Origin of the sequence: Streptomyces sp. NPDC102278, assembly GCF_044766345.1 — a bacterium.
GTDB lineage: Bacteria > Actinomycetota > Actinomycetes > Streptomycetales > Streptomycetaceae > Streptomyces.
Genome location: NZ_JBIWLV010000039.1, coordinates 1 through 9,869, shown reverse-complemented (window position 1 = coordinate 9,869; position 9,869 = coordinate 1). Strand labels below are relative to the sequence as shown.

At 70.8% G+C, this 9,869-nt stretch carries 7 protein-coding genes and 2 pseudogenes; 4 read left to right on the top strand and 5 right to left on the bottom strand.

Annotated features, from left to right (window positions below; genetic code table 11):
• Positions 1 to 91: 91 nt before the first annotated feature.
• The 3 genes from ACIRO3_RS36705 to ACIRO3_RS36695 all read right to left on the bottom strand — a co-directional run bounded on the left by ACIRO3_RS36705 (position 92) and on the right by ACIRO3_RS36695 (position 3,086).
• The gene (locus tag ACIRO3_RS36705) at positions 92 to 547 is read right to left on the bottom strand and encodes a peptidase inhibitor family I36 protein (protein WP_404144087.1); all 456 of its coding nucleotides are present in this window, start codon (positions 545 to 547) and stop codon (positions 92 to 94) included.
• A 190-nt stretch (positions 548 to 737) separates the two neighbouring features.
• The gene (locus ACIRO3_RS36700; RefSeq protein WP_404144085.1) at positions 738 to 1,742 is read right to left on the bottom strand and encodes a helix-turn-helix domain-containing protein; all 1,005 of its coding nucleotides are present in this window, start codon (positions 1,740 to 1,742) and stop codon (positions 738 to 740) included.
• 585 nt (positions 1,743 to 2,327) lie between these two features.
• Positions 2,328 to 3,086, bottom strand: a complete 759-nt coding sequence (locus ACIRO3_RS36695) for a hypothetical protein (RefSeq protein ID WP_404144083.1) — start codon at positions 3,084 to 3,086, stop codon at positions 2,328 to 2,330.
• A gap of 1,036 nt (positions 3,087 to 4,122) precedes the next feature.
• On the opposite strand from ACIRO3_RS36695, the gene ACIRO3_RS36690 reads away from it, so the two are divergent.
• Genes ACIRO3_RS36690 through ACIRO3_RS36680 form a run of 3 tightly spaced genes read left to right on the top strand, consistent with a single transcriptional unit; the run spans position 4,123 to position 7,693 of the window.
• Entirely contained in the window at positions 4,123 to 5,520 is a 1,398-nt protein-coding gene (locus ACIRO3_RS36690) for a uracil-xanthine permease family protein (RefSeq protein WP_404144081.1), read from the top strand.
• Positions 5,517 to 6,986, top strand: coding sequence for an amidohydrolase family protein (locus ACIRO3_RS36685; RefSeq protein ID WP_404144079.1), 1,470 nt, complete (start codon positions 5,517 to 5,519; stop codon positions 6,984 to 6,986). The genes ACIRO3_RS36690 and ACIRO3_RS36685 overlap by 4 nt, the downstream gene beginning before the upstream one ends.
• Positions 6,983 to 7,693: a sulfite exporter TauE/SafE family protein gene (locus ACIRO3_RS36680; protein WP_361786344.1), complete on the top strand. Its 711-nt coding sequence runs from the start codon at positions 6,983 to 6,985 to the stop codon at positions 7,691 to 7,693. The genes ACIRO3_RS36685 and ACIRO3_RS36680 overlap by 4 nt, the downstream gene beginning before the upstream one ends.
• Before the next feature lie 189 nt (positions 7,694 to 7,882).
• Here the strand turns inward: ACIRO3_RS36680 and ACIRO3_RS36675 are convergent.
• Positions 7,883 to 8,908, bottom strand: a pseudogene (locus ACIRO3_RS36675) (LacI family DNA-binding transcriptional regulator); the annotation flags it as partial.
• A 172-nt stretch (positions 8,909 to 9,080) separates the two neighbouring features.
• A complete protein-coding gene (locus ACIRO3_RS36670) occupies positions 9,081 to 9,467 on the bottom strand; it encodes an urease accessory UreF family protein (protein ID WP_404144076.1) in 387 nt (128 codons plus the stop codon).
• A gap of 282 nt (positions 9,468 to 9,749) precedes the next feature.
• Here ACIRO3_RS36670 and ACIRO3_RS36665 point away from each other — a divergent pair.
• Positions 9,750 to 9,869, top strand: a pseudogene (locus tag ACIRO3_RS36665) (carboxyvinyl-carboxyphosphonate phosphorylmutase); the annotation flags it as partial.

The following is a 9,869-nucleotide window of genomic DNA, read 5'->3' as shown; positions in this document are numbered from 1 at the left end:
ACGAGGCCCGGCCCTTCAAGTGGACCAAGACCGCTGATCAAATCCTCGACCGAATCTGCCGTTACTGCGACAGGATCTCCGGACCAGGTCACTAGCAGGGCGCGTACACGGAACTGATCTTGTCGTTGAAGTTCCCCGGGAGGTTGATCGGCGGTCCGAACGCGCCGTAGCTTCCGAGCATGGTGTTCCCGTTGTTCCCGTTGTAGACGCTCAAGGGGCTGCCGGCCCTGTTCCACAGGGAGCTGGCCCGGTTGTTGATGCTGGAGTCGAGGTTGTACACGACGTTGCAGCTGGGCACGACCCACATGGTCCCGCCGCCGTTGCTGTTCTGGAACAGACACGCCTGCCCGTGGATGCAGTTGTCCCAGGCCTTGATCTCGGCGTCGGTGCCGTTGAAGTGGATCGGTTCGATCACTTGGCCCGCCCCTGCGGGAGCAGCCGCCGAACTGCTTCCTGTCAGGGTTTGGTCTTGTGCGAGTGCGGTGCCCATCGTCGATGCCAGCAGCAGGGTGGCGCCCACGGCAACGAGTACGATCTTGTTGCTCATGATCGTTCCTCCTTCTCAGGATCTCTCCGGAACGCGGACCCTGCACACCGGGGCCGCGTGATACGACCCTAGGTTGGTCAAGGCGCGTCAAATGGGCTGCCCGTGCAGGATTTCTGGGCACGTAGCGCACGGCCGGCTCCGCGGCTCTGCGACCGCACGCGCGGGCATGAGCCTTGATCGCCGCGGCTGTTCAGGGTCGAGGAGGGTTGCCCGCGTCGGGTTCTGCGGTCGCGCGCCGGCGGTGGTCCTTCGGAGTACTTCCGTACGCGCTGCGAAACGTACGGCTGAACAAACCGGCGTCGGTGAAGCCCCAGCGAGCGGCGATGACGTGGATGGGTACCGTTCGTGAGCGCGGATCGGCGAGTTCGGCGCGGGCGCCTTCCAGTCTCCGGTGTCGGATCGTCGCGGCAACGGTCCGCTCCCGCTGCCGGAAGAGCGCGTGAAGCGTCCGGAGTGCGATGTGGTGTCGTGCGGCGATGTCCGAGGGGGACAGCATCGGATCGGTGAGGTTGGCGTCGATGAACTGGTCGATGCGTGCCAGAAGCATCCGCGCGCGGGACTCCGGCTGTACCCGGTTCAGCAGGCCGAGCCGGTGGGCGAGAAAGGCGGCCGCCAGGTCCAGGGTCACCGGACCCAGCGCTGTGCAGTCCGGCTCCGCGAGGGCGGGGGCTTGTTCCATGACGCTGCACAGGTGGCGGGCCAGGATGGAACCCATGCCGTCGGCGGCCGGCAGCCCCTGGGCCAGTAACTCGTCGACCCTGGCGTGCGGCAGGGGAAGGAGCGCCCGAGGCAGGTGCACGATGATGGCGCGCGAAGCGCCCACCGAGGCGCCGCTGAGGGCCTGGCCGGTATAGGGACGCGAAGAGTTCCACATGAGGAACTCGCCGGCAGTCGCCTGGACCTCGTTGCGGTTCTGGGAGATCCACATCTGGCCGCCAAGGACCAGAGTCAGCTCGTACGTCTCCGGATCCGACTGTCGGATCAGGTCAGCGCTGCGCTGCGACTGCACCGCGGGGAAGGCGAGAGTGCTGGTCTGGACCGGCCCCATGGTCAAGAAGGCAACACTGCCCGCGAAATCAGCCGCGTGACTGCTGGTCTGCCGGGTGGGTGACACGCTTCGGTTGACGGTCTCGCACCACCAGTCGAACCTTTGCTCCGTCGGCAACGCGGTGCTGTCGAAGAACGTGTACGCCATTCCCTTCACCCTCCCAGGTCGCGTCCTTCGTTCACTGTCGGCATCGGTTGCGCGCGAGACAACGCGCCGATCAGCCATGTCGCCCCCGTTTGCAGAAGGCACGGCTGATAGCGAGCGAGGGGCGGCCACGGGTCCACGAGTCCATGAGTCATGAGTCCGATGGCGGAGGCCGCCGCCGGCGATCCCCGAGGCTGCGGGGCGGTCCTCGTGCGACACGGCCATCGAGCCGCCCCGCCACTCCGCCCACCGTTCGCGGGCGCCGAGGAGCAACGCCGTCCGGGCGTGACCGTACTCGTCTACGACCACACACAGGGGGACGGCGAGGCAGGTGATCAGGGAAGAGATCCCGGGGTTGTGGCCCAGTGGGATGTACCTGCGGCCGTCCATCCGGTTGAGAACGATCCGTTCCTCGGCCCGCGAATCCATCTGCTGTCGTGGTGACCAGCCGTGTCGAGGCGACGTCGGGCCCGAAGTCGTGCTGGACCTCCACGTTCTGGAGCCGTGGCCTCAGCCGCGGCATCGTTGTTCGGGGGTGCGGGAGCGCGCAGCATCAACGTCAGCGTCAGCGTCAGCGCGGAATGATCTTCACTGTGATTCCTGCATCTTGCTCTTGTAAGCCTGGATGGCCTTCTTGACCACGCCATCCTTTACTTCTCGCTCGACGTCCAGCTTGGATGCCGAATTGGCTATCTCGCTTCTCTGTTCACGCTCTTCCTTGTGGTGCCACAGCGCAATCAAGCCAGTCTTCCTCTTGCATTCGACATCCGAAACCGCAATTTCCATCTCCCGTGAGCCGGGATTCGGACCTTCGAGGGTGACCCCCAGCGCCGCCAAGTCATCAAGCGGAGTTTTGACGTCAAGTCCGCTCTTCCCCATACAAGCTGACCACTGATCGAACGCTTGCACCACGGCCGGATCTTGTTGGGCCGCAGCGAAGGCCCGTCCTTCGACGTTCACCGCTTCAGGCGTTTGTGGCACCGGGAACGCACGCTTGGCTTCCCCGCGACATCCGCCCTCTGGCACCTTCTGGCCAGCGTAGAGGCCATCGACCACCTCTTTTCCGTTGCCTGTGAAGACAGCCTCTTCGGCACCCTTGGCGGGTTCCCAGCGCGGCGGCTCCGGGGTCACCGGAAGGTGATACCCACGTGTCTTCGCGGCCTCCGGGTCCGAGATGCCGTAACGGCGCCCCATGTCGATGTCAGATGCGGCTATCGCGGTCTCCGTCGATGCTGAAGGCGGATTGAAGGACTTGAGACCGAAGCGAGTCATGCACTGCCGCCACTGGTCCTGGGTAGCGGCCTGCCAGGCATACTGCTCGCGCGCGCCGAGGGAATAGGCGTCCAAGGGGAGCGTCAATCCTTTGGCCAGCCCTTTCGTGGGTGCTTCGGGGATAGCCTCGAGGGCGAGCCGCGGCGTGGGTTTCAGGGGCGCGGGTTTCAGGGGCGTGGGCGCCGATGGGGGCGCACCAGCAGGTGTTCCGCATCCGACCAGCACGCCGAGAAGGGCGGCTATTCCTACTACCTGGAGGTATTTGGACAACACAACCTCATTCACATGGGGCGTTGATTTCGCGCAATTCTTCCTGGCTGCGGATGATCCGGGTTCAAGCCCAGGAGGTTTACGGCACAGCCTCCGAGCGTAGAACAGGGCGGCCAGATGACGTAGCCCCCGGACCATCAGCTCAGTGAACGACGGTGCCGACGCGGGCCCGCCGTTCACTCGATGAGGCACAACAGGCGTTCTCCTCCCACAACTGCGGGTGGTCCCACGCCCACCCGCACATTCGCTGACGCCGGCTCATGGCGCTGTTCGTTTCGGGGGGGGCGGCCGGGCTGCGCCGGAGGCATGGCGTCAGGGGCTGCGTTCGGAGCGCGTGGGGGACGGCGCACGCCACGCGCCGGGGAATCCCGTTCCCGAGGATCGGGGAACGACGGGCGCGGCCGGGCGCCGGGGGCGCGGGCGCTTCCGGTGGCGGGGCGCGGCCGGTTCCGGGGGCGCGGCCGGTTCCGGGGGCGCGGCCGGTTCCGGGGGCGCGGGCGCCGCGGCTCCGGTGGCGGGGGCGCCGCGGCTCCGGTGGCGGCCGGCTCCGGTGGCGCGGGCGCGGCCGGCTCCGGTGGCCGAGCCGGCCGCGCCACCGGCGCGGGCGCGGGCGCGGGCGCGGCCGGGCCCCGGGCGCCAGGCCCCGGCCGCCGGGCCCCGGGCCCCGGGCCCCGGCGCCGTCGGCCGTCGGCCGTCGGCCGACGTGTCAAGGGTCTTGACGGGGGTCCGGGGGCCTCACATACTGGCGGCCAAATCGATTTGGCCAAATCGATTTGGCTCTCCGTCCAGGGCTGGATCGCGGCTGAACCCAAGCGTGTCGAACGCCGATCGGAGCTCGAACGTGTCAAGTCCCCGCCCCACCATCGCCCGTACGCAGCAGCAAGCCGGCAACGCCGACCGCGTCGTCCATCCCGTCGACGAGTCCCGGCCGGTCGGTCGGATCCTCCTCTTCGGCGTACAGCACGTCCTCGTCATGGCCGCCACGCCCATCTCGGCGATCTTCCTGATGAGCGCCACCCTCAACCTCGGCCCGGCGCTGACCGTCGACCTGCTCTCCGCCGCCTTCGTGCTCTCCGGCATCGGGTCTCTGGTCCAGTCCCTCGGCCCCTGGAAGTTCGGTCCCCGCCTCCCCTTCGTGATGCTCCCGGGCGGAGCGCCGCTCATCCTCTTCCTCGCCATCGCCGAACAGCACGGCCTGCCCACCGCCACGGGCGCGGTCGTCCTCACCGCCGTCTTCTCCTTCGTCGTCCTGCCCCTGTTCTCACGGCTGTTGGCCTTCTTCCCCGCCCTCGTCATCGGCACGATGATCGTCATCGTCGGCGTCAACCTGGTGAAGGTCGGCGCCGTCCTCGTCACCGGCCGCCCCGGTGACCCCGACTTCGCCGACCCCGTGAACCTGGGGCTCGGCATGGCCACCATCGGGTTCACCGTGATCTTCTACCTGCTGTTCACCGGCATCCTGCGGCAGCTCGCCGTCATGCTCGGCCTGCTCGCCGGCGCCGCGCTCGCCGCCGCGCTCGGCGCCGTCGACTTCGAGGGCGCGGGCGGCGGCCTCTTCAACGTCCCGCAGCTCCTGCCCTTCGGCTCGCCCCGGTTCGACCTCGTCGCCGCCCTACCCCTCATGCTCTACAGCCTCGCCTCCATGGCGGAGGCCACCGGCCAGACCGTCATCAACGCCGAGGCCGTCGGCAAGGAGATCGACCGACGCACCGCCGTCCCCAAAACCATCCGCGGCGACGCTTTGACCTCGGTCGTCGGCGGGTTCTTCGGCCTGCCCCTCATGGTGACGAGCGGCGAGAACATCGGGATCGTCCGGGTCACCGGCGTACGCAGCCGCTACGTCACCGCCGCGGCCGGCGTCGTCCTCATCGTCATCGGCTTCCTCGCGCCCGTCACCCACGCCATCAGCGTCATCCCGTCCGCCGTCATCGGCGGCACCGCCATGGTCGTCTTCGCCGTCATCACCGTGCTCGGTGTGCAGATGCTCGGCCGCTGCGACCTCGACCAGCACACGCACACCTTCGTGTGCGCCGTCGCCCTCGCGTTCGGACTGCTGCCCATCCTCATCCCCGGCGTGTACGCGAGCTTCCCGCCGAACCTCCGCATCCTCTTGGAGAGCGGCGTCGCCGTCGGCGCGTTCGTGGCCGTCGTGCTCAACATCCTCTTCCACCACATCAGGCCCGGCATCGCCGCGCGCGTGACCGCAGCCCGTACGGAAAGCGACAACAGCAACCGATGAACCATTCCCTCCGTGAACTCCTCGACGGGACCGGCCCGTTCCTCCTCCTGCCGGACGCCGTCCTGCTGCCCGAAGGTCCCGCCGAAGGCATGGCGGTCGTCGTCGCCGACGGGTCCTTCGCGGCCGTCGGCGACGCGGCGCAGGTCCAGCTCACCCACCCCCACCTCGACCCCGTACGCCTCCCCGGACACCTGCTGATGCCCGGCTTCGTCGACGCCCACCACCACCTCACCCAGACCTTCGGTTCGGCCCTCGCCTACGGGGAGCCGTCGGAGATCTTCCGCCGGGTCTGGGTGCCGCTCGAAGGGGCGCTGGACGAGGAATCGGCTTACACGTCGGCGAAGCTGGCGGCGCTCGAAGCGCTGCGCGGCGGCTTCACCACCGTGACCGATGCCGGCAACCGCACGGGCGTGGACGTCGACGTGGTGGCCCGCGCCGCACGCGACGCAGGTATCCGTTGCGTCCTCGGGCTCGTGTGTGACGACGTGGAACCCGGCGCCGTGGGACCCGGCGACCCGGGCTCCGGCGGCGCGGGCTCAGGCGGGGCGGGCTCAGGCGTTGCGGGCTCCGGCGTTGCGGGCTCCGGCGGCGCGCAGCGGGAGGAGGAACACCTGGCCCGCTACGAGGGCGACGCCCTCGTCCACGCCTCCCTGGCGGTCTCGATCCCCGAGGCCGCCACCACCGCCACGCTCCGGCGCACCGCGCGCCTGGCCGCCGAAGCCGGGGCGATCGTCCAGATCCACGTCAACGAGCACTTGGCGGGCGTCGAACGCTCCCTCGTCCGGCACGGCCTGCGCCCCTTGGAGCACCTGCACGACATCGGCGCCCTCGGCCCCCACCTGCTCGCCGCCCACGCCACCCTGCTCACCCCCCGGGAGTTGACGCTGCTCGCCGACACGGGCACCGCCGTCAGCTACAACCCCGTGGCCAGTGCCTGGAAGGGCAACGCCGTCGCCCCGGCCGCCACCATGGCCGAACGCGGCATCCGCTTCGGCCTGGGCACCGACGGCACGCGCGGGGACGGCTTCCGGCTCGCCGAGGCGGCCGAGTTCGCCCAACGCCTCGCGTACGGCCTCGCCATCGGAGACTCTTCCTGCGGCGCCGGCTGGACCTGGCTGGAGCACGCCACCCGGGGCGGCGCCGACGCGGTGGGCCTGGGCGCCCGTACCGGCACCATCGCCGCGGGCTTGGCCGCCGACTTCCTCCTCGTGGACGTCACCAACCCCGAACTCGCGCTGTCCTGGGACCTCCCCTGGGAGCTCGTACGCCGCGGCAACCGCGACCAGATCAGCGCCGTGTTCGTCGCGGGCCGGCTGCGCCTGTGGCGGGGGCTGCCCACCGGCTGGGACGGCCCGGCGCTCGTCCGGCGGGCCGCCGGCCTCGCCCGCGCCGCGGTGGAACGGGCCCCCATCACCCGGGCCCACCCCACCTCCACCACCGCCCGCGCACGAAGCGCCGCGCGATGAGCCCGGATGCGCTCGCCGTCCTCGCCGTCACGGTCGCCGTGGCCGCCTTCGTCCAGGGCAGCAGCGGCCTCGGCTTCGCCCTGATCGTGGCGCCGGTCGCCGGGATCGTCGACCCTGGCCTGCTACCGGTGTTCGTCCTGGCGGCGATGATCCCGCTGAACCTGTACGTCGCCTGGCGGGAGCGGGGCGCCCTCGACCTGCGGGGCGCCGGCTGGATCACCGCTGCCCGACTGGCCGCCACCCCCGGCGGCCTCGCGTTGCTCTGGCTGATCCCGGACCGCAGCATCGGCCTGTTCGTCGGCGGCGCCACCGTCCTGGCGGCGGTGGTCAGCCTGGCCGCGCCCGCCTTCACGCCCGGGCGGCTCGCCTACGTGGGGGCGGGCGCGGTGACCGGGCTGACGGAGACCGCGACGGGCGTGGGCGGTCCGCCGCTCGCCCTGGTGTACCAGCACCGGCCGCCCGCCGAACTCCGCGCGACCGTCGCGCTCTGCTTCCTGATCGGCGAAGTGGCCTCGCTGATACTGCTCTTCGCCACGGGCAAGGGTCATCCGCAGGAACTCGGCCCGGTCCTGCTGCTGTTGCCCGCGATCGCCGTCGGAGCCTGGCTGAGCCGGCTGGTCCACCACCGGCTCGACGCCCGCAGGATGCGGCTGTTCGTCCTGGTGTTCGCCCTGGTCTCCGGCCTCGTCCTCATGACGGGGGTGTGAAGGGAGGCGACACCGGCGGGCCGGCCCGCAGCGACGAGGCCCGTACCACCAACCGCGGCGGGGGGGGGGGCCCCCCCCCCGGGGGCCCCCCCCCCCCCCCCCCCCCCCCCCCCCGGGGCCCCCCCCCCCCCCCCCCCCCCCCCCGCGCCCCCGGGGGGGGGGGGTGAGGGGGGGCGCCCGGGGGGGGCCGCCCCGCCGCCACGCGGCCCGCGCCCCCCCCCGCGGGGGGGGGGGGGCCCCCGCGGGGGGGGCCGCCCCGCCGCCCAAGCGCCCGAGCAGCAGTTCCACCGCGTCGGCCGCCGCCCGGTCCAGGTGCAGGTCGACGGCGGTCAGCAGCGGGTCACAGGTCCGGGCGCGGAGCCCGTCGTACCGGGTGGCGACCAGGACGTCACCCGGTACGGACCGCCCGCTCTCCCGAATCGCCCGGACCGCGCCCACCGCGAACACGTCCACCAGCGCACACACCGCGTCGATCCCGGGATGCTCCTCCAGCAGCGCCACACACCGCTCGTAGCCGGCCTGCTCCCCGCCCTCTTCCGAGGCGGTCGCCACGATCGGCGGCCACCCGTGACGCTCGGCCATCCGCCCGTACGCCTCGCGCGCGTCGACGGAGGAGTGCCGTTCGCCGGACCCTATGAGCAGCGCCGGCCGCCGGGCCCCCTGCTCCCGCAGGTGCGCGAGCAGCATCTCGGTCACCAGCCCGCCGCGCAGGTCCACGTACGGAACCTCCTCGCCCGCCGCCACGGGCCGGCCGAGCGCCACGTACGGCAGTCCGCGCTCCCTCAGCTGCGCCACCGCGGGATCGTCGACGTCCGGCTCGACGACGATGGCGCCGTCGATGTCGACGGAGTGCAGCCCTGATCCGGATCGCACGGGCGGCACCAGCACGAGCGCGTAGTCGTGCAGGAGCGCGCTCTCGGCCGCCGCGGCGGCGATCTCCATGTAGAACCCGAGCCGCGAGGTCCCGCCGGCGACGGCGAAGGGCATCGAGGAGGCCAGTGCGATGGCCTTGGCCTGGCCGCGTCGCAACCGCTGCGCCCGCAGGTTCGGCCGGTAGCCCAGTTCGGCGGCGACCTGCTTGATCCGTTCCCGGGTCCGCGGGTCGACCTTCCCGAGTCCGTTGAGCGCGTGCGACACCGTCGTGCGCGACACCCCGGCGACGCGCGCCACATCGGCGATCGTCGGTGGCTTGGACTCAAGGCCGGACGGCGTCATCGACGCGCACACTCCCCACGGCTCGACTACGGCTGACCCCGCCATCTTCCCCGACGCGGGCCCGGTCATGGAGTACCGGCCGACGGGGGAAGCAGGGTGGGCGGTTTCGCTTCGCGACGTATGCCCGGTTTGCGGTGGTATCGGACATTCCGCGGAGCTGAGTGGTGTGTTCTCAGGTGGCGAAGAAGCGGGTTTGAGTGCTGTGGAGTTCTTCGGCTGCCAGGGCCGCGGCTGCGGCGTCGCCGATGGCGGGTGTGAGGCGGTACGCGATGACCTGGGCCTTCGTCGGGGAGAGGCGTCCGAGGCGGACGGCGGCGGTGAGGAACGGCACGGCGGCGCCGCGGAGTTCGATGAGGACGGCTGCGAGCGGGGTGACGCCGAGTTCCTTGCTCAAGGCGCCCTGCATCACGGCGAGGTTCCCGTCCGCCTCCCGGGCGCGGTAGGCCCGTGCGAGCTGGACGGCAGGGCTGTGCGGGTCGCTGTCGGCGAGGAATTCCAGGGCGAGGGCGGCGAGTTGGCGTCCACAGGTGGTGGAGGCGGTGCGGGCGGAGCTGGTCATCTTGCGGGCGGTGAGGTGCCGACGACCGTGTCCGCTTGGAAGGGTGAACCGGAGCTGCGAGGCAGAGTCGTCATGCGCGACGGAATGCGGCTCGGCTAGAGGGGTGGCGTTCACCCAGTGACGTTTCTGTGGTGAACGGACTACGCCATTGGCGTGAGGCAGTCGGCGCAGTAACCATTCCCCCGCAAATGGTCAGGAAATGATCTGCTTTGGGTAAAGCGCCGCCGTGTCGCGCGGTCGCCCGGTCACCGGATACGCACAGCACCTCGAAGGAGTCTGGCCATGAGTCACGGAAACACGCTGCGGGAAGAGATCGCCAAGCCGGGCACCACACCCTTGATCGGGGTGTACGACATGTACTCCGCGTCGGTGGCGGCCGGGCACTACGACGGCATGTTCGTG

Bases quoted from the DNA above. Each gene is read 5' to 3' on its own strand.
- ACIRO3_RS36700 (WP_404144085.1), bottom strand. From the start codon at position 1,742: ATGGCGTACACGTTCTTCGACAGCACCGCGTTGCCGACGGAGCAAAGG.
- ACIRO3_RS36670 (WP_404144076.1), bottom strand. From the start codon at position 9,467: ATGACCAGCTCCGCCCGCACCGCCTCCACCACCTGTGGACGCCAACTC.
- ACIRO3_RS36685 (WP_404144079.1), top strand. From the start codon at position 5,517: ATGAACCATTCCCTCCGTGAACTCCTCGACGGGACCGGCCCGTTCCTC.
- ACIRO3_RS36680 (WP_361786344.1), top strand. From the start codon at position 6,983: ATGAGCCCGGATGCGCTCGCCGTCCTCGCCGTCACGGTCGCCGTGGCC.
- ACIRO3_RS36705 (WP_404144087.1), bottom strand. From the start codon at position 547: ATGAGCAACAAGATCGTACTCGTTGCCGTGGGCGCCACCCTGCTGCTG.